The 18,421-nt window shown below is 46.9% G+C and carries 17 protein-coding genes; 14 read left to right on the top strand and 3 right to left on the bottom strand.

What is annotated here, in order from left to right; genetic code table 11:
- Positions 1-14: 14 nt before the first annotated feature.
- From R3P39_RS15575 to R3P39_RS15590, 4 genes are read left to right on the top strand one after another with little or no spacing between them, the layout of a single operon-like run.
- Complete coding sequence (locus tag R3P39_RS15575) at positions 15-668, top strand: methylamine utilization protein (protein WP_336568606.1); 654 nt, start codon at positions 15-17, stop codon at positions 666-668.
- Positions 665-2,995, top strand: coding sequence for an EAL domain-containing protein (locus R3P39_RS15580; RefSeq protein WP_336568607.1), 2,331 nt, complete (start codon positions 665-667; stop codon positions 2,993-2,995). The genes R3P39_RS15575 and R3P39_RS15580 overlap by 4 nt, the downstream gene beginning before the upstream one ends.
- Entirely contained in the window at positions 2,982-3,806 is an 825-nt protein-coding gene (locus R3P39_RS15585) for a DUF3034 family protein (RefSeq protein WP_336568608.1), read from the top strand. The genes R3P39_RS15580 and R3P39_RS15585 overlap by 14 nt, the downstream gene beginning before the upstream one ends.
- Positions 3,807-4,235, top strand: a complete 429-nt coding sequence (locus R3P39_RS15590; RefSeq protein ID WP_336568609.1) for a group I truncated hemoglobin — start codon at positions 3,807-3,809, stop codon at positions 4,233-4,235.
- 67 nt (positions 4,236-4,302) lie between these two features.
- Here the strand turns inward: R3P39_RS15590 and R3P39_RS15595 are convergent, their stop codons facing one another.
- Positions 4,303-5,034, bottom strand: coding sequence for a glycosyltransferase family 25 protein (locus R3P39_RS15595; RefSeq protein WP_336568610.1), 732 nt, complete (start codon positions 5,032-5,034; stop codon positions 4,303-4,305).
- 242 nt (positions 5,035-5,276) lie between these two features.
- Between R3P39_RS15595 and R3P39_RS15600 the strand changes: the two genes are divergently transcribed.
- Both R3P39_RS15600 and R3P39_RS15605 read left to right on the top strand, forming a co-directional pair.
- A complete protein-coding gene (locus tag R3P39_RS15600) occupies positions 5,277-5,678 on the top strand; it encodes an adenylyltransferase/cytidyltransferase family protein (protein ID WP_336568611.1) in 402 nt (133 codons plus the stop codon).
- Positions 5,679-6,506 (top strand): sulfurtransferase, encoded by an 828-nt coding sequence (locus R3P39_RS15605; RefSeq protein ID WP_336568613.1) that lies wholly within the window; start codon positions 5,679-5,681, stop codon positions 6,504-6,506.
- 59 nt (positions 6,507-6,565) lie between these two features.
- Here R3P39_RS15605 and R3P39_RS15610 read toward each other — a convergent pair whose 3' ends face one another.
- The gene (locus R3P39_RS15610; RefSeq protein WP_336568615.1) at positions 6,566-7,534 is read right to left on the bottom strand and encodes a class 1 fructose-bisphosphatase; all 969 of its coding nucleotides are present in this window, start codon (positions 7,532-7,534) and stop codon (positions 6,566-6,568) included.
- A gap of 156 nt (positions 7,535-7,690) precedes the next feature.
- Here R3P39_RS15610 and R3P39_RS15615 point away from each other — a divergent pair, with 156 nt between their 5' ends.
- Entirely contained in the window at positions 7,691-10,117 is a 2,427-nt protein-coding gene (locus tag R3P39_RS15615; protein WP_336568616.1) for a zinc-dependent metalloprotease, read from the top strand.
- Between the two features lie 145 nt (positions 10,118-10,262).
- Here the strand turns inward: R3P39_RS15615 and argE are convergent, their stop codons facing one another.
- Positions 10,263-11,411, bottom strand: coding sequence for an acetylornithine deacetylase (gene argE / locus R3P39_RS15620; RefSeq protein ID WP_336568618.1), 1,149 nt, complete (start codon positions 11,409-11,411; stop codon positions 10,263-10,265).
- A gap of 335 nt (positions 11,412-11,746) precedes the next feature.
- Here argE and argC point away from each other — a divergent pair, with 335 nt between their 5' ends.
- The 7 genes from argC to R3P39_RS15655 all read left to right on the top strand — a co-directional run bounded on the left by argC (position 11,747) and on the right by R3P39_RS15655 (position 18,411).
- On the top strand, positions 11,747-12,757 hold the full coding sequence (gene argC, locus R3P39_RS15625; protein ID WP_336569333.1) for an N-acetyl-gamma-glutamyl-phosphate reductase: 1,011 nt from the start codon (positions 11,747-11,749) through the stop codon (positions 12,755-12,757).
- Entirely contained in the window at positions 12,754-13,533 is a 780-nt protein-coding gene (gene argB / locus R3P39_RS15630) for an acetylglutamate kinase (protein WP_336568619.1), read from the top strand. The genes argC and argB overlap by 4 nt, the downstream gene beginning before the upstream one ends.
- A gap of 8 nt (positions 13,534-13,541) precedes the next feature.
- The gene (locus tag R3P39_RS15635; protein WP_336568620.1) at positions 13,542-14,462 is read left to right on the top strand and encodes an ornithine carbamoyltransferase; all 921 of its coding nucleotides are present in this window, start codon (positions 13,542-13,544) and stop codon (positions 14,460-14,462) included.
- A gap of 9 nt (positions 14,463-14,471) precedes the next feature.
- The gene (locus tag R3P39_RS15640; RefSeq protein WP_336568621.1) at positions 14,472-15,683 is read left to right on the top strand and encodes an argininosuccinate synthase; all 1,212 of its coding nucleotides are present in this window, start codon (positions 14,472-14,474) and stop codon (positions 15,681-15,683) included.
- A 14-nt stretch (positions 15,684-15,697) separates the two neighbouring features.
- A complete protein-coding gene (gene argH / locus R3P39_RS15645; RefSeq protein WP_336568622.1) occupies positions 15,698-17,563 on the top strand; it encodes an argininosuccinate lyase in 1,866 nt (621 codons plus the stop codon).
- Between the two features lie 156 nt (positions 17,564-17,719).
- Positions 17,720-17,875, top strand: a complete 156-nt coding sequence (locus R3P39_RS15650; RefSeq protein WP_336568623.1) for a hypothetical protein — start codon at positions 17,720-17,722, stop codon at positions 17,873-17,875.
- A 23-nt stretch (positions 17,876-17,898) separates the two neighbouring features.
- Positions 17,899-18,411: a hypothetical protein gene (locus R3P39_RS15655; RefSeq protein ID WP_336568624.1), complete on the top strand. Its 513-nt coding sequence runs from the start codon at positions 17,899-17,901 to the stop codon at positions 18,409-18,411.
- The last annotated feature ends 10 nt before the right edge of the window (positions 18,412-18,421 follow it).

Here is an 18,421-nt window from a genome sequence, read left to right on the forward strand (position 1 = left end):
ACTTAGGGTAACTAATGCAATTTACAGAGTTAGAAATGCGCTTTTCCGTCCTCGCTCGGCTAGTTTGTGCTTTACTGACACTGATGGCCGTGGTTGGCTTTACCGCTAACGCCACACAGTTAACCATTACTGATGCCAGTGGTGAACCGCTGCAACACGCTGTGGTTGAGTTGCCACAGCCGGTGCAAACACCTGATTCAGTGGCAATTATGGATCAAGTCCATAAGCAATTTGTGCCTTATGTGCTCACCATTCAAAAAGGCCAACAAGTTAATTTTCCCAACAGTGATGACATTCGTCACCATGTTTACTCTTTTTCCCCTACCAAGCCGTTTGAATTGAAACTGTACGCCGGAACTCCTAATGCGCCATTACAATTTAATAATGCCGGTGTGGTGGTATTGGGGTGCAATATTCACGACTCCATGGTGGGCTATATTTATGTCTCTAATGGTAACCAAGTGTTAATTAGCAATGCCAAAGGCGTGGTGCAAATACCACACAATGTGGATAGCGTGACGGTATGGCACCCAGAGCAGCAAGATGAAATAGCCAGCCGTAAATCGGTCACTTTGCCAAGTGGTGTTGATAGCCATACAGTGATGATGAACACCGAACCTCCAGCGCCAAGAAACACCTTTGGTGAGCGCTTTGGAAACAATGAATGAATAATAGCTTTAAGAATAAAATCATAGGCTTGTGTGTGGTGCTTATTCTGCTCACTGCAGTGATGAGCTTAGCCAGCTTTTGGTGGTCTACCAGCCAGTTCAACCAAGCCCAAGTACAACGAAAAATTCAAGTTGCGCAAAATGTCTATCAGCAATACTTAAAAGCCCGTGAGCGACTTTTGGTCACCGCTGCCACGGTACTTACCGCTGACTTTGGCTTTAAACAAGCGGTGGCTACTCGAGACGCACAAACCATTAGCAGCGTACTGCTTAACCATTCTCGCCGCATCGATGCAGATTTAATGCTGCTGTTAGATGTGAAAGGTCAGTTGATCTCTGCCAATGTTGAGGGGCTAGACTTTCCAAGTGGCACCCAGAGTTGGATGACCGCACTGCAAGATCATAATGATCATTCTGCTTTTGTGGTGTTAAATGAGCAGCTCTATCAAGTGATTATTTTGCCGGTACGGGCTCCGAGAACCATCGCCTATTCGGTAATAGGGTTTCAAGTCAATGAGGCTGTCACCGACGACTTAAAAGAATTAACTGGCATGGAAACCAGCTTTGTCGGTCAAGCCGATAACCTCAAAGCCAGCTCATTACCTGCTTTGCCTCCTGGCGAAGACCTATTTTCGTACCTAGAAAATCAAAAAACACAACGCTGGTTGGGGGAGTACCCAGTTTATCAAAGTGCTGAAGTGGCGCTGCCGTCACTGGCATCCAATGCCATTAGCTTAGTGTTAAGTGCCGACTTAACTACCCAGTATCAAGAGTTTGATAAAATGGTGCTGACCATCGTACTGCTAAGTGGCGTAACCATTTTGCTCGGCTTTATCACCAGCGGTGTGCTGGCAAAAAACCTCACAACACCACTGAGTCAGCTGACGGAATTGGCGAAACGTTTTGCCACCGGTGACTACTCTGCCAAGTTAAAAGAGAGTCGTCCAGCTCGAGAAATTTGCCAATTGGTGGATGCCTTTAATGATATGGGTGAAAACATCCAAGAGCGGGAAGAAAAAATTCGCTTTCAAGCCAGTCACGATAGCCTTACTGGGTTCTTTAACCGCAATGCCGCGCTGGATAAGTTGCATGGCATGCTGAAAAGTGGCGCAGAGTATTATTTTATTGCCATTGATATAAAAGGCCTACGTCATATCAATGATAAGTTAGGGCCGCGGGTTGGCGATGACTGCATCAAGGTGGTGGCGAAACGCATCGCCAGCATCAATACCACAGGGCTCAATATTCGACTTGGGGGGGATGAGTTTTTAGTGGCGCACCAGGCTGGTGGAGCTGTCGACCCACAAGAATCGGTGCTATGCATTGTGGAATATGCCGAAAAGCTTCATGACGCTCTGTGCCAGCCTTATGTGGTGCAAGGGTTAGATATTGCATTGCACTTTAGTGTTGGTGTGGTGCACTACCCGAAACAAGCTCACACCCCTGAAGATGTGGTACGCCGCGCCCTTATCGCAGTAGACACCGCCGCCCATGACGGCCACGATGTCTATTACTATCAATCCGGTGAAGATGAAGCACACTTAGAGCGCTTGCAAATCATTGATGAATTAAAGCACGCCATCCAAGAAGATGACGGTCAGTTATTTATGACGTATCAGCCTAAGCTCAATATGAAAACGGGGCAGATTGATAAAGTAGAATCGTTGATCCGCTGGCAGCGTAAAAGTGGTGAGTGGGTGTCGCCGGAATTATTTATCGACCTGGCTGAACAGTCGGGGTTGATTGTTGATTTAACCCAGTGGGTGGTAAAAACGGTGGTTGCGCAAGTGGCGCGCTGGTTGCAACAGGGTGAAAACATTAAGGCGGCGATTAATGTCTCGGCGCAAGATATTGCCGATAAACACTTTTTACCTCATCTTGAGCAATTGCTTGGCGACATGAAGGTGAAGCCTGAACTTATCACCATTGAGCTCACTGAGCGCGATATGATCGAAAATGAAGAAAAGGGTATTTTAGCGCTGCAGGCGTTGAAAAAGTTGGGCGTGCAGGTGTCATTAGACGATTATGGCGTAGGTCAAACGTCGTTAGGTCGATTGAAAATGCTGCCCATTGATGAGTTAAAAATGGACAAGGTGTTTATTTTAAAACTCGCACAATCCGAAAAAGATCAACATATTGTGCGCTCGACCATTACTCTGGGTCACCAGCTAGGCTTTAGTGTGGTAGCTGAAGGGGTGGAGGATAAAGCCTCTTTAGACATACTTGATGCCATGCAGTGTGATTATGCACAGGGGTATTATTTAAGTAAGCCGCTAAAGGCGGCAGATTTTGATAGCTGGCTTAGGAGCTACAATGAAGTGGGTTAACTGTTTGTTGTTGTTACTGTGCACGCAATCGGCTTGGGCGGCCACAGGAAAGCTGTTGGCAACTCCTGGGGTGTCGCAAGTGGAGGGCAGTGCTGGCGGGGGCATTGTGCCTTGGGCACAGTTGGCAGGCTATGCATCGGACGATGAGTGGTCCATGTCTGGCTTTTGTAGTCGGGCGAGCTTATCGGACTATCAACTGGATGTGTGCGGCGTGCAAGCGAACCTGTTTGATCGCGTTGAACTTAGCTATGCTCAGCAAGATTTCGATGTGGATGCGTTAGGGCTCACTATCGAGCAAGATATTGTTGGCGCGAAAGTGCGCTTGTATGGCGATATTGTTTACAGCGACTACCCGCAATTGAGTGTTGGGATACAGCACAAATCGTTAGACGATGCGCTGGTGGCCAACTTGCTTGGAGCCGCAGATGACTCTGGCACGGATTATTACCTAGCGGCCAGTAAACTTCACCTTGGCGCCGTTTGGGGCTACAACTGGTTTTGGAATGTCACCTTGCGCCATTCTCAGGCAAATCAACTGGGGATCTTAGGCTATGGCGGCAACGATGAGGGAACGCCGTGGCAAGCAGAGGCCAGTAGTGCTATTTTCCTTAGCCGTCAGTGGGCCGTGGGCGTTGAATATCGGCAAAAAGCGGATAACCTAGGGTTAGGAGAATCTGATTGGCGTGATGTGTTTGTGGCTTGGATCCCCAATAAATCAGTGAGCGTAACCGCGGCTTGGCTTGATTTGGGCAATATTGCGGGGCAACCTTCGCAAACGGGTTGGTATGTGTCTGTGACGGGGTACTTTTAAATGAAGCGCTTTAACTTTTCTATTTTGGCTCTTGGCTTTTTACTCGCTTCGGGGTGTAGCAGTGTGGCTGATGATCGCAGCCTCTATGCGCAAATAGGTGGGCAAGCTGGTGCAGAGCAGCTGGTGGATGCGTTTATAAAAGAAATCGGTAACGACCGCGATATACTGCCCTATTTTAAAGCCTCTAACGTCAGCCACTTTCGCCGCGGCTTTTTAGCCCATTTATGCGATACTCTCGATGGCCCGTGCGAGTATCAAGGCGATACTATGGTGCAAATTCACACCGGCATGAACATCAACGAAAAAGACTTTAATAAGGTGGTGGATCTACTGATAAACGCCATGAACGAGGTGGGTATTAGCCACCCCGTTCAAAATCAGATCTTGGCACGTATGGCGCCTATGCGTGAAAACATAATCAATATCTAAGGTTGCTTACGCAGCGCTTATGTCACACCAATAGCAGGTTGTTGCGTTATTTTGAGCCGCGAGCGGCTTAGCTTGGCAACTGCCCCGATGTTTTTTTTCTCTCTAAATACATTCTGGTGCGGTGCTTTAGGTTGCGCAAAAAAGTGCTGCGATTACTGTGCTTGCCCTTATTTAGTTTACTAATTTCACTTTCAAAGCCCAGATCTTCAGAAATGGCATAAGGCTTTATGCCTAGTAGGTTTAGGTTAACTTCGCTATGGAATTGAATATCAACGTCCACAGGACGGAAAAATGGTTTTCTTTGCAGTAGCTTTTTTGCCCCTGATAAGCTGATAGCATAGCCTTGAGTACCATTAGGAACTTTGCGGTAATTGCCCAAAGTAAACTCTTCGTTCAATGGCTGCTGTTGAAAAAATGGATTGTCGCGATTATCGGATAATTTAATCAAATCCCAATCAGTTAACGACGCTATATTGGCCAGCACAGCAGCAAAACTAGGCTCAATATGTAAATCATCCTCCAATACGATGGCGTAAGGTATATTTTCATCTACCAGTTTTTGCCATATTCGCATGTGGCTAATGTAGCAACCAATCTCACCGAGAGTCAGATCACGGTGATAATACCGTCGGTTCGCTGCGGCATCATACCAGTGAGATACTTCTTCTAGTGTTAATGCTTTACCTACGGTGGCATTAAAGCGTGTTGCGACCACTTGGCTTTGCATGAGCCGTTCATACGTGGCGTCAAAGCGTTCCTTGCAAGTTTCCATATTAATAACAAAAACAGGTGCGGTCATAGTCTTTATCCAAACTAAGCTGATAATTTATTATTTCATCTTTTACAATATCTTTGTAGGTACAGAGTAGAGAGAATAAAATACAATCAATTTTGTTACCTAGTAGACAAAATTACTGAAATTTTACGGGATTTTCGGTAACCTGAGTGTAATAAAACGGTCATGCAAAATGCTGTACTGTCTATCGAGGTTCGTCTCAAAGTGCTAGCTTCAGCATTGCAAGCAATCAAAAGAGAGTCATTGTGAAAAAAGTCATCACCTTTGGCACGTTCGATATTTTCCATGTCGGACACGTCAATATTTTAGAGCGCGCAAAAGCATTGGGCGATCACCTTATTGTGGGGATCTCCTCCGATGAATTGAACTATGCCAAAAAAGGCCGCAATCCAGTTTACTCTCTGGCAGAAAGAGTCAAAATCATCAGCTCACTGCGCTTTGTTGATGAAGTCTTTGTGGAAGAGTCATTGGAACTCAAAGAGCAATATATACGTGATAGTCAAGCGGATGTGCTGGTCATGGGTGATGATTGGCAAGGCAAGTTTGATCAATATAAAGCGTTTTGCGATGTGGTTTATTTACAGCGCACGCCTTCCATTTCGACCACTGAAATTATTGAAGTAGTCAGACAGCCACAAGATAACTAAATGCAGCAGGTCGTCGATAGCCAATGGCTCCACGAACATTTCGCCTCGGTCAAAGTGCTTGATGCCGGGATCGTAAAACCAGGCTTGCCTGGGCCTTATAAAGCAGAAGCGGTGATCCCAGGAACACTGCGGTTTGACATTAGCCATGCGTTATCGGCTGCCGATAGTGATCTGCCAAATAGCTGTTGTAGTGCAGCCCAGTTCCAAGCTGAGATGCGCCAGCTAGGGATTAACAACGAAGACGTACTGGTGGCTTACGACGATAAAGGCATGTTCAGTGCTGCACGGGCCTGGTATATGTTAAAAGCCATGGGGCATAAGCGTGTTTATGTGCTTGATGGTGGACTTCCTGCATGGCAGCGCTGTGGTTTTGATGTGACACAAAGTTATGCCCAGGCAACTGCGGTGGGTAACTTTACTGCGAACAGTCACGTTGTAGGCTTTGTAGATAAGCAAGCCGTAATCGAAAATTTAGCAAGCGAAAGAGCTACTGTGCTGGACGCCAGAGGCGCGTCACGTTTTGCCGGTATTGGTGATGAACCACGTAAAGACATGCGCAGCGGCCATATCCCTAAAAGCCTTAACTTACCTTACACTGAGCTACTGGATGAGCAAGGCTTGTTTAAGCCTAAAGCCGAGCTGAGCAAGCTATTTGCAGCGCGTGTAGCAGAACTCTCACAGCCATTAATATTTTCCTGTGGCTCTGGGGTAACCGCTTGTATTTTAGCTTTGGTGGCTCACGAGCTTGGTTATCAACACCTGTCGGTCTATGACGGTTCGTGGAGCGAGTGGGGAAGTGACCCAAATGTCGCTGTGGAGCGGGGCTAATAGTGCTAAAAACAAAAAGGTGCTGTTACAGCACCTTTTTTGTGGTCTAAATTACTTAACTATTTTAAATAGCTTAAACAGGTTTCCACCTCGTTTTTAGAACCTAAGATCACTCCGACACGTTGGTGGATCTCTTTAGGCTGAATAGCTAAAATTCGTTCGCGACCCGTGTGCGCCGCGCCGCCAGCTTGTTCAACCAACATCGCCATGGGGTTGGCTTCATAGAGTAAACGTAGTTTAAATGGCTTGTTTGGATCTTTTTGGTCTTCTGGGTAGGTAAATAACCCGCCACGACATAATACCCGATGCACGTCACCGACCATGGCGGCAATCCAGCGCATGTTAAAGTTTTTTCCTCGTGGGCCTGTTTCACCGGCAAGCAAGTCGTTGATGTAGGTTTGCATTTCTGGAAGCCAATGGCGCTGGTTTGAAGCGTTAATAGCGAATTCTTTGGTGTCTTCTGGAATTTTGGCAAAGTCTTGAGTTAATAAGAAGCTGCCATGGGTCTTATCGAGTGTGAAAATACGTGTGCCTTTGCCAGTGGCGAGTGCCAGCGTGGTGGACGGCCCATATAAGACATAACCGGCAGCGACTTGCTGATGGCCTGGCTGCATAAAGATGCTCGGATCGCTGGGATCAGAACCCTCAGGTGCTTCCATAATTGAGAAAATGGTACCTACCAGTGAGTTAATATCGGTATTTGATGAACCATCTAGTGGGTCAAAGGCGACGATATACTTGGCATTGGGGTTACCGGCAACGGTAAAGTCTTCCTCTTCAGAAGCAATGGCTTTGACATAACCCGATTCCAACAAAATATCTTTGAGTAATTGGTTAGACAGTACATCGAGTTTCTTTTGCGTTTCGCCCTGAATATTTTCATCTAGGGTCGAGCCGAGTACACCAGACAGAGCACCTTGGCCAACGCGGAACGATATTTCTTTACAGGCCGCGAGAATGGTTCGAATTAACGATACTAACTCTCGAGAACAACCATCTTCAATTAACACCGGAGGGAGTCTACGCATTTTTTAAATCCTGATTACCTTATGTTTATAGCTTTAATGAATGTGAGAGGCGCTATAAACTGCGCTGTAATTTGTCTTGAAAGACTGTAAATTGTATACAATTTCGTATACAACTAGGGGTTAAGACTTCCAAAACCATAAATAACAAAGGCAGCTATGAGAAAAATAACGTGTTTCACTCACACTGTTTTGACTTTGTTACTGTGTATGATAACTCAAGCACAGGCAGCAATTAAGTCAATTGACGAATTTACTGACAGTTTTAATTATCATCCCGGCTTTTATAGCTTCTACAGCGATGCCACCACCGGCAAGTTATACCTTGATATCGACAAGCTAGATACGCCTTTCTTACTGCAGCATAGCCTGCCGTATGGCGTGGGTTCGAATGACATTGGTCTTGACCGTGGTCAGTTAGGTGGTACTCACTTAGTACAGTTTGAGCGCTTTGGCGACAAAGTCATGTTGCGTGCCATCAATACCTATTACCGTGCCAGCGCCGATAATGCGGCAGAGCAGCAAAGTGTGAAAGAAGCATTTGCCTCTAGTATCCTGCATGGCTTTAAGGTGGTGGCTGCCGACGAAGACAGCGTGCTGGTGGACTATACGCCTTACTTGCTTAGCGATGTCCATGGGGTTTCGCGCACGCTAGCTAACCGCAAACAAGGCAGTTACAGCCTAGATGGCAGTCGCAGTGCGGTATTTATGCCGCGCACCAAAGCCTTTGTAGAAAACACGGAATTAGAGGCGGTACTCACGTTTAAAGGCAGCAAGCCTGGTGAATATGTGCGCCAGGTCAGTGCTGACCCTTATGCCATCACTGTGCACCAGCACCACTCATTAATTCAACTGCCAGATGACAACTACCAACCGCGTGCCTTTCATCCACAATCGGGCTACTGGAGCATTGAGCATAAAGATTATTCGGCGCCGTTAGGTGAGTCGATGTTGGTTCGTTACATTCCACGTCATCGATTGAGTAAAAAAGACCCTCAAGCCGACCTGTCTGAAGCGGTTGAGCCGATTGTGTATTATTTGGATCCTGGCGTTCCAGAGCCGGTAAAAACCGCGCTTTTAGATGGCGCAAAATGGTGGAACCAAGCCTTTGAAGCGGCAGGGTATAAAGATGCCTTTCAAGTGAAAATGTTACCCGAGCACGCCGATCCTATGGACGTGCGCTACAATGTTATCCAGTGGGTGCACCGTGCCACTCGTGGTTGGTCTTATGGCGCTTCTGTTATTGACCCGCGCACCGGTGAAATCATTAAAGGGCATGTCACTTTAGGCTCGTTGCGCGTACGCCAAGATATTCTGATTGCCGAAGCGCTCGCTTCGCCCTTTGTTGAGGGCAATGAGATCACCACGCAATTACATGAAATGGCGCTGGATCGCATTCGCCAGCTCAGTGCTCATGAAATTGGTCATACCCTAGGAATTGCCCATAACTTCTCGGCCTCAGCAAAACAGCGAGCTTCAGTGATGGACTATCCGCATCCTTTGGTTGGCTTTGATGACCAAGGCAAGCTTGATATTACCTCGGGCTATGCCAAAGGCATGGGCGCTTGGGATACTCAAGTGATTAAATATGGCTACAGTGACTTCAATCAAGCCGAAGAGCATGAGGCACTGGCTGCAATTTTAGCGGAAAATAAAGCGCTGGGATTGGAGTTTATTTCTGATGCCGATGCGCGGCCGCAAAGTGGCGCCCACCCAACGGCTCACCTATGGGATAATGGCAGTGACCCTGCACAAGAGTTGCTACGAGTACTGGATATTCGTCAGCAAGCATTAGCTGATTTTGGGATTAACAGTATTAAAAAAGGCGTGGCGTTATCACAGCTAGAAGAAAAACTGGTGCCGCTGTATTTATTCCACCGTTATCAAGTGGAGGCGGCAGTTAAGTTAGTGGCTGGCGTTGACTATGACTACGAAGTGCGTGGCGATGATGCTGTAAAAGGGGCGCAAGTGGTCAGTAAGGAAGTGCAACTACAAGCGCTAAATGCTGTGTTACATACCCTACAACCTGAGTCGTTGCAGATCCCTGAGTCTATTCTGGCGCTTATTCCACCGAAAGCCTACGGCGAGTATAAAACCCGTGAAAGCATTAAAGGTCGCACAGGACCTACTTTAGACGCCATGGCCTTGCCAGAGGTTGCGACCGCCCATAGCCTGAATTTGTTGCTTAATCCACAGCGGTTAAATCGCTTGGCTCAACAGCACGCCCGAAATCAGCAGCACCTTGGCACGACAGACTTGTTAAATGAGGTATATAAACAAGTGTTTAAAGTCAGTAAAGCGGATGGTATTACGCGTAAGCTGAGTCAGCGAGTGCAGTACTTAACCGTTAATAAACTGGTGGCGTTAAGCCAAGAAACTCAACTGGCGCCAGAGCTACAGGCCGAAGCGCGCTACTACCTTGCTCAGGTAGCCAAAGACTTTAATCAGGCATCGGTATTCAGTGATGTGGAGCTGAGCGGCGCATTTGAGCATATGTTGGCAGAAAAGATCAGCCAATACCTGGCAACAGGTGAGTGGTCTGGTTCGTTCAAACCACTGGCTATGCCTCCAGGTTCGCCTATTTAAGCACTTAAGGCATGTGTGTTCAGCCCTGACCAGAGCTGTTAGTGGCTGAACACAGATCTGTTTTTGCTGCTTAGGATAACTCAACCTTTGATGGCACTATCTATTATTCTCTGTGGCCAACCTGGATGCCACGACTATTAGTCGCTTATTGAAAACAGTTCTCGGCAATAATTGATTTTATAATTCCTTGGCTCGGTTTTATTTTTGCCATATCAAGAAACTCATTGGGCTGATGCGCCTGATTGATTGAACCGGGTCCCATAACAATGGTTTCACACCCCAGCTGCTGTAAAAACGGCGCTTCAGTGCAGTAATTAACCGCAATAGCGGCTTCACCAGAGAGGCGCTCCGCCATTTTGACTAACGCAGAATCCGTCGAGCCGGTAAAGGCGGGGATAGGTTCGTGCATATCAACCACAGAAACACTGTTTGGGTATTGTGCGTTGATGGGAGCAACCGCCTGGAGTAGCATGGCCTGCAATTCTTTAACGCTGAGACCGGGCAACGGGCGCATGTCTATGTGCAGTTCACAACAGCCGCAAATACGGTTGGCATTATCGCCACCATGAATATGCCCAAGGTTTAATGTGGGATACGGAATCGCAAAATGAGGAACTGAATATTTATTCTTTAATTCCTCTCGTAATTGTAACAGCTGAGTAATGACTTGGTGCATTACTTCAATGGCATTGAGACCACGCGCTGGATCTGAGCTGTGACCGGAGCGCCCAACCACCCGAAGCGCCGAAGTCATATGGCCTTTGTGGGTAAAGACTGGGGTCATATCGGTGGGCTCACCAATAATACAACGCGCCGGTGTTAAGCTAGGGTGCTTTGCGACCTGCTGTGCCCCAGCCATGGTGGTTTCCTCATCGGCGGTGGCCAGGATGATGAGCGGAGCGCTTTGCTTTTGTTCATCCAGTTCCGCAATAGCTTGCAAGACAAAAGCAAAGAAGCCTTTCATATCAATGCTGCCCAGGCCATGTATTTTGTTGTCTTGCTCAGTGAGTTTAAACGGGTCAAACTGCCAACGGCTGTCATCAAATGGCACCGTATCGGTATGGCCGGCTAACATTAACCCTCCCTTACCTTCACCTCGCTTGGCGATTAAATTAAACTTATCTTTATCACTTTGCAGTGGCTCTACTTCTACGCTAAACCCCAAGGACTCACACCACTTTGCCAGTAACTCAATAACACCGCGATTAGACATATTAAGGTGGCTTTCCATGGCGCTGATAGAAGGAGAGGCGATCAACTGCTGATACATCGCCATGAACGAAGGTAATTTCATAAAAAAATCCTAAAATATTTATTCAAAGTTCTTGCATAAAAATATAAAGGTGTTTACAGTGAATATCAATTCACTTTTTCAGCATAATTATATTGGAATGGCAATGCGACGATTTAACTTCAACAAATGTACACAATACCAATTCACTTAATTAAGTGGTCTATTTGAGGCAAGAAAATTTTGTCGATAACCAGGCAGAAATTTTGCTATTTAGTTGTTCTAAATAAGAAATTTTTAACGCAGTTAGCGGCAAATTTGCTCCCTCAAATTGAGCAAGTATTAATGCGGATTGGTATACCCCCAAGTATTGATTGACGACTTTTGAGAACACCATGTTGAATGTATCTATAATCGGAGCTAGTGGCTACAGTGGCGCAGAGCTTGCCAAGCTGGTTGCTAACCATCCCAAGTTAACGCTTAAGGCGTGCTTTGTCTCTGCGCAAAGCCTAGATCAGCATAAGCTATTAAGCGAGCTTTACCCCGAACACAGTGGTTTGTTAGACATTGAATTGCAGCCGCTTACGGCCGAGGCCTATGAAGACATTGAGCAACACAGCGATTACGTGTGTTTGTGTACGGATCACCATGTCAGTGTTGAGTTGGCAACAAAGTTTCTTGCTATGGGCAAGCGGGTATTTGACTTATCTGGCGGCTTTAGGCTCTCGAGCAACCGTGATTACCAAGACTACTACGGATTTTCTCATCCTCAAATTGAATGGCTGCAGCAAGCTAAATATGGCTTGGCAGAATGGTATGCCGACTCTCTACACGGTGCCCAGCTGATAGCAGTGCCTGGATGTTACCCAACAGCCGCATTAAACGCCTTAAAACCACTGCAGCAAGCAGGTTTACTTGCTGAGCAAAAAATCATTATTAATGCCGTTTCTGGGGTGACCGGGGCGGGCAGAAAAGCCAACCTCGGCAGTCACTTTTGTGAAGTTTCGTTAGCGCCTTACGGGCTATTTAACCATCGCCATAGTCCAGAAATTGAAAAGTACCTGGATCATCCGGTGCTCTTTACCCCGCATTTAGGCAATTTTAAACGCGGTATTTTGGCCACCATGTATGTGCAGTTGCAGCCACAAGTAACGCCAGAGCAGGTTACTGAGGCCTATCAAGTGTTAGCAGACGAGCCATTGATCCGCTTAAAGGGCGCTGCCATGCCAAGCATTAAAAGTGTCGCCGGGCAGCCCTTTGTTGACATCGGCTGGCAACAGCAGGGGCAGCAGTTGATTGTAGTGGCAGCCATAGACAATCTACTTAAAGGTGCTGCGGGTCAAGCGCTGCAATGTATGAATCTTGCTGCCGGCATGGCGCATTTTGAAGGGTTGGGAGTAGCACAATGAGCAAACAAACATGGGTAATTAAACTGGGCGGTGCGGTACTCAATCACAGCGGCGCAGCCAATGCCTTATTTGTGGCGATGAAAGAAATTCAACAGCAAGACCCAAGTAAACAATTTGTCATTGTGCATGGTGGTGGCGCCTTAGTGGATAAATGGCTAGCGGACGCCGGTTTTGCCACTGCCAAACACCAAGGGTTGCGGATCAGTCCGCAAGAGCAAATGCCTTATATTGTTGGCGCTTTGGCAGGATGTGCTAACAAACAACTGATGGCTGAAGCCATCACCGCAGGCCTCAGTCCGGTGGGTTTGTGTCTTTACGATGCCGGGTTTAGTACCCAGCAGAAACTTAAAGCATTAGGCCGGGTAGGCAGTTGCCAAGCCCATGAGGTTGGTATGCTAGCGCCTATTTTGGAGTACGACCGCTTACCGGTGGTGAGTTCGGTGGGGATTGGCGCTGATGGTAACTTATATAACGTTAATGCCGACGAAGCCGCCGCCGCGATTGCCAGTAAACTCGGCGCAGAGCTTATCTTTATGACCGATGTAGCGGCGGTGCTCGATGGCGATAAGCAGCCACTGACCCTGCTTGATGGCGAGCAAATACAACAACTGATCACTGAAAAGGTCATTGTGGGCGGGATGGAGGTCAAAGTTAAGACCAGTCTTCACGCTGCCCAACACTTACGACGAGGGGTGTACATCTCAAGCTGGAAAAAGCCTGAGAACTTAGTGGCACTGCTCAATGGTGAGCATGTCGGTACCCAAATTCAGCCGTAGGAAAGATCATGACAGGACAATTTTTAACGGGTCTAGAATTAGACCAAAGCAAGGTGTTGGCGCTGCTCGCACTTGCCAAAAACATCAAAAATCAACCACAGGAATACAGTCAAGCCTTAGCAGGCAAGTCGGTAGTCACTTTATTTGAAAAGCCGAGCTTAAGAACGCGAGTGTCGTTTGACATTGGTATTCACAAACTCGGTGGCCATGCGGTTTATTTAGACCAACAAAATGGCGCCATGGGCACGCGAGAGTCGGTGAAAGACTTTGCCTTGAATATTTCCACTTGGGCCGATGCCATTGTGGCCCGAGTCAATCAGCATCAAACTTTGGCGACCTTGGCGGAGTTTTCCAGTGTTCCTGTGGTAAACAGTTTGTGTGACTTATATCACCCATGCCAAGCGTTGGCAGACTTCCTTACCTTGTCGGAAAGTTATGAGGACGTCAGTGAAATTAAAATTGCCTATTTAGGTGAAGGCAATAATGTCACCCACTCATTAATGCTACTGGCTGCAACTCTTGGCACTGACTTTGTTGCCGTTTGCCCTAAAGGGCACTCGCCTGATGCACAAATTGTTAAGCAAGCGGAGCAAATTGCCGCTGTTAATGGTGCATCTGTGTTGGTAAGCGATCGAGTGGAAGCGGCGGCAGGTGCCAATGTGCTGTATGCCGATACTTGGGTATCTATGGGCGACCAAACGCCATTGGAGCTGGTGAAAGACACCTTTATGCCCTACCAAATAAATCAGCAGCTGGTGGATGCTAGTGGTGCGCAAACCATATTGCACTGTCAGCCAGCCCACCGTGAATTTGAGATCACCTCTGAAGTCATGGATGGGCCTAAGTCAAAAATTATCCAACAAGCCGAAAACCGCATGCATGCGCAAAATGCATTGCTGGTATCGCTGTTAAACCAAGATTACGTTTGAGGTAAACACATGAGCAAAATTAATAAAGTGGTACTGGCTTACTCTGGTGGACTCGACACATCAGCTATTGTGCCCTGGTTAAAAGAAAACTATGAATGCGAAGTGGTGGCATTTGTGGCCGATGTTGGCCAAGGCGAAGAGGAGCTGGCTGGGGTGGAAGAAAAAGCCATCGCTTCGGGCGCCAGCGAGTGTTATATCGTTGACCTGAAAGAGCAAATGGTAAGCGATTACATTTACCCCACGTTAAAAACCGGCGCGGTGTATGAGGGCACCTATTTATTGGGCACCTCAATGGCGCGACCCATTATCGCTAAAGCGCAAGTGGAAATTGCTAGAAAAGTAGGTGCCGATGCTCTGTCTCACGGCTGTACTGGTAAGGGCAATGATCAGGTGCGCTTTGAGTCTTGTTTTTCGGCTCTCGCGCCGGACTTAAAGGTAATTGCGCCTTGGCGTGAATGGTCATTAACCAGCCGGGAGTCCTTGTTGGCTTATCTGGCTGAGCGTGACATTCCTTGTGCGGCGTCAGCAACCAAAATTTATAGCCGTGATGCCAATGCTTGGCATATTTCTCATGAAGGCGGAGAGCTTGAAGACCCTTGGAATGAGCCCAGCGAACAGGTGTGGACGATGACCAATTCGCCAGAAGCGGCGCCGGATCAACCTGAGTACGTTTCAGTGGTGATTGAACAAGGCGAAATCATTGCCATTAATGGTGAGCAATATACGCCGTATCAATGTTTATTAAAGCTTAATGAGTTAGCGGCGCCTCATGGGGTTGGACGGGTCGATATTGTTGAAAACAGGCTGGTGGGCATGAAGTCTCGGGGCTGTTATGAAACCCCTGGAGGCACCGTCATGATGGCGGCATTACAGGCCATTGATGAACTGATTTTGGACAAGTCTTGTCGCAAATGGAAAGAGTCATTAAGCAGTGAGTTTGCTCACCTGGTTTACGATGGCCGCTGGTTTACGCCACTGAAAGACTCTATTTTAGCGGCGGCAGAGTCCCTCGCTACGCAAGCCACTGGCGAGGTGGTACTGAAGCTCTATAAAGGCCAAGTGCAGGCGGTGAAAAAGCAATCGGTTAACAGCTTATACAGTGAAGACTTTGCGACCTTTGGTGAGGACGATGTTTATGACCAGTCCCATGCCGAGGGCTTTATTCGGTTATTCTCGCTTTCCAGCCGCATTGCGGCACTGAACAAGCAACAGCAATCTTAAGGTAGGAGGATAAAATGGCATTATGGGGCGGCCGTTTTTCATCTGGTCCAGATGAGGCATTTAAACAATTTAATGATTCGTTACCCTTCGACTACCAGCTGGCGGAGCAAGATATTATTGGCTCGATTGCTTGGGCCGGAGCACTGCGTCAAGTTGACGTATTAACTGAGTCGGAGCACCAAACACTCACTGGGGCGTTGCAGCAACTATTAGATGAAGTCATCGCTGAGCCACAGAAAGTGGCGAGCGCTGGGTATGAGGATATTCACTCTTATGTTGAAGTAAAGCTGATAGAAAAAGTCGGTGATTTAGGTAAGAAACTGCACACGGGGCGCAGTAGAAACGACCAAGTGGCGACCGACTTTCGGCTTTGGAGCCGGAAAACGGCGCAGCAACTGCTTGGTGCTTTGGCGAGTCTGAAACAAGCGCTAGTGCAACTCGCTGAGCGGGAGTTAGGCACGATTTTACCAGGCTATACCCATCTGCAACGTGCTCAGCCGGTGTTGTTTAGCCATTGGTGTATGGCGTATGTGGAAATGCTAGAGCGGGATGAGTCGCGTTTAAATGATGCCCTGGCGCGATTAAATGTTTGCCCATTGGGATCAGGAGCGCTCGCTGGTACCGCCTATGCTATCGACCGAGAAAAACTAGCTGCCGATTTAGGGTTTCAACGTGCTTCGCGCAATAGCCTAGATGCTGTTTCAGACCGTGATTTTGTTGTCGAATTGTTAAGTTGTGCCTCAATTTCCATGATGCATTTATCCCGTTTTGCTGAAGACTTAATCTTTTATAACTCCGGCGAATCGGGTTTTATTGAGTTGGCTGATAGCGTAACTTCTGGTTCTTCGCTGATGCCACAAAAGAAAAACCCCGATGCTTTAGAGCTGATCCGAGGCAAAACCGGCCGGGTGTTTGGCGCCTTTAGCGCCATGATGATGACGCTAAAAGCACTGCCACTGGCTTACAATAAAGACATGCAAGAGGATAAAGAAGGCTTGTTTGATGCTATGCCTACGTGGCTAGCCTGTATTCATATGGCTGAGGCGTGTGCCAAAGGCATTAAAGTTAACGCTGAAAAAACCTTAGCTGCTGCCAAAGGTGGACACGCTAACGCCACTGAGCTGGCCGATTACTTAGTGGCGAAGGGAGTACCGTTTCGGGAAGGCCATCATATTGTTGGTGAGCTGGTGCAGTTGGCCATTAGCAAAGGAGTCAATCTTGAGGAGTTAAGCTTGGCAGAGTTTCAACAGGTGAGTCCAGTGATTGCCGCTGATGTTTATCCGGTATTAGAAATCGACGCTTGTATTGCCGCTCGCAAGGCATTGGGGGGCACCTCTTTGCCGCAGGTTACTCAGGCCATTAAAACGGCAAAAAAAAAGCATAAAATTCTAGTGCGGGATGCCAACCTTGATGACGTGGAGGCCATTGCTGAGCTGATCCAATACTGGGCTCGGGTCGGGGAGAACCTTCCGCGTGCTAAAAGCGATATGATCCACAGCATTAATGAGTTTGCTGTCACTGAAGTGGATGGCAAGGTAACCGGCTGCGCCTCTTTGTACATCTATGACACTGGCCTTGCCGAGATCCGCTCCCTTGGGGTCGACCCTAAGAGTGAAGCAAAAGGGCAGGGACAGCTGCTGGTAGAGCATTTGCTCATTAAAGCCAAAAAATTGGCACTGAACCGCGTGATTGTACTCACTCGGGTACCAGGCTTTTTCACTAAGCAAGGATTTAGTAACTGCACCAAGGACAGTCTGCCGGAAAAAGTGATGAAAGATTGCGAGCTCTGCTTAAGAAAAGATAACTGCGATGAAATAGCAATGGATTTTATTATCAATCAAGTGGTTAGCCTTAAAATTCCGTGCAAATTTGTTGCCTGATTAAATTGTTTTTAAACAACATAAAGCGCCAATTTGGCGCTTTTTTTATATTTTTTAAAGGATGTAGAGAAAGTTGGCATAGGGTGTGCTTATAAATTCACCGTTAATTTAAAGGACTACTTTCGCGTAGTCAGACACTTTATTGAGGGAAACACAATGCTAACTAAAATTTTATATAAAAAGAGTGCAGCGAAAACCGCTGGTCAAGATAAGTCGCTTTCTGGTAAGGTTATTCTAACTAAAAGTAACCTAGAGATGGTATCAGGTGCTCGTGGTAGTGGCTACGTTCCTAAAGAAAGAGGAAAAGACTAGCACCCTGGCCAACATGATGTGTAATGTTTGTATATGACATTTTTGGTATGAGTATCGGAGCCCTAGTTATCTGGGGCTTCTTAATGGCAACTTTACTTCATTTTTTCTTTAACTATTTGAAGCTTAAAAGAACCCCTCAGCTTCTTTCTTCTGCATTGATTTTATTCATTTCATATTTTACAAGCGACATGCTCGTTATGTCATATGAAAACTCATCTATTATATTTGGAGTTTTTTCTTTGTTTGATTTGGTGACTTTAACTCTAGTTATTTTGGTTGCTAAGTGGTTAAGCAAAAGCGATGGTTATGAAACTGGAACAGTATATGTCTTTGCTGGTTTAGCTATCAACACCAGTCTATTCTTTTTTATGTTTTTAGACACCTACCTACTTGAGAATGTTGAGCCATGGTTTCTTTGGTATTTCTATTCATACACTGTCGTTATCGTCGACTTTATAATGGTTGCGGCATTACTTCTTAATAAAGATTTTCTAAGGATTAGATACACGGTTAATAGAATGATGGCCCCAAGCTAGAGGGGGGAAG

It is taken from the genome of Pseudoalteromonas sp. UG3-2 (assembly GCF_037120705.1).
Taxonomy (GTDB): Bacteria; Pseudomonadota; Gammaproteobacteria; order Enterobacterales; family Alteromonadaceae; genus Pseudoalteromonas.

What these genes read in the sequence shown, in the direction of transcription:
- R3P39_RS15640 (WP_336568621.1), top strand. Translation starts at nt 14,472, where the DNA reads ATGAGCAAAATTAATAAAGTGGTACTGGCTTACTCTGGTGGACTCGAC.
- R3P39_RS15615 (WP_336568616.1), top strand. Translation starts at nt 7,691, where the DNA reads ATGAGAAAAATAACGTGTTTCACTCACACTGTTTTGACTTTGTTACTG.
- R3P39_RS15655 (WP_336568624.1), top strand. Translation starts at nt 17,899, where the DNA reads ATGTTTGTATATGACATTTTTGGTATGAGTATCGGAGCCCTAGTTATC.
- R3P39_RS15605 (WP_336568613.1), top strand. Translation starts at nt 5,679, where the DNA reads ATGCAGCAGGTCGTCGATAGCCAATGGCTCCACGAACATTTCGCCTCG.
- R3P39_RS15635 (WP_336568620.1), top strand. Translation starts at nt 13,542, where the DNA reads ATGACAGGACAATTTTTAACGGGTCTAGAATTAGACCAAAGCAAGGTG.
- R3P39_RS15580 (WP_336568607.1), top strand. Translation starts at nt 665, where the DNA reads ATGAATAATAGCTTTAAGAATAAAATCATAGGCTTGTGTGTGGTGCTT.
- R3P39_RS15610 (WP_336568615.1), bottom strand. Translation starts at nt 7,534, where the DNA reads ATGCGTAGACTCCCTCCGGTGTTAATTGAAGATGGTTGTTCTCGAGAG.
- R3P39_RS15590 (WP_336568609.1), top strand. Translation starts at nt 3,807, where the DNA reads ATGAAGCGCTTTAACTTTTCTATTTTGGCTCTTGGCTTTTTACTCGCT.
- R3P39_RS15575 (WP_336568606.1), top strand. Translation starts at nt 15, where the DNA reads ATGCAATTTACAGAGTTAGAAATGCGCTTTTCCGTCCTCGCTCGGCTA.
- argB (WP_336568619.1), top strand. Translation starts at nt 12,754, where the DNA reads ATGAGCAAACAAACATGGGTAATTAAACTGGGCGGTGCGGTACTCAAT.
- argE (WP_336568618.1), bottom strand. Translation starts at nt 11,411, where the DNA reads ATGAAATTACCTTCGTTCATGGCGATGTATCAGCAGTTGATCGCCTCT.
- R3P39_RS15595 (WP_336568610.1), bottom strand. Translation starts at nt 5,034, where the DNA reads ATGACCGCACCTGTTTTTGTTATTAATATGGAAACTTGCAAGGAACGC.
- R3P39_RS15650 (WP_336568623.1), top strand. Translation starts at nt 17,720, where the DNA reads ATGCTAACTAAAATTTTATATAAAAAGAGTGCAGCGAAAACCGCTGGT.
- argH (WP_336568622.1), top strand. Translation starts at nt 15,698, where the DNA reads ATGGCATTATGGGGCGGCCGTTTTTCATCTGGTCCAGATGAGGCATTT.
- R3P39_RS15585 (WP_336568608.1), top strand. Translation starts at nt 2,982, where the DNA reads ATGAAGTGGGTTAACTGTTTGTTGTTGTTACTGTGCACGCAATCGGCT.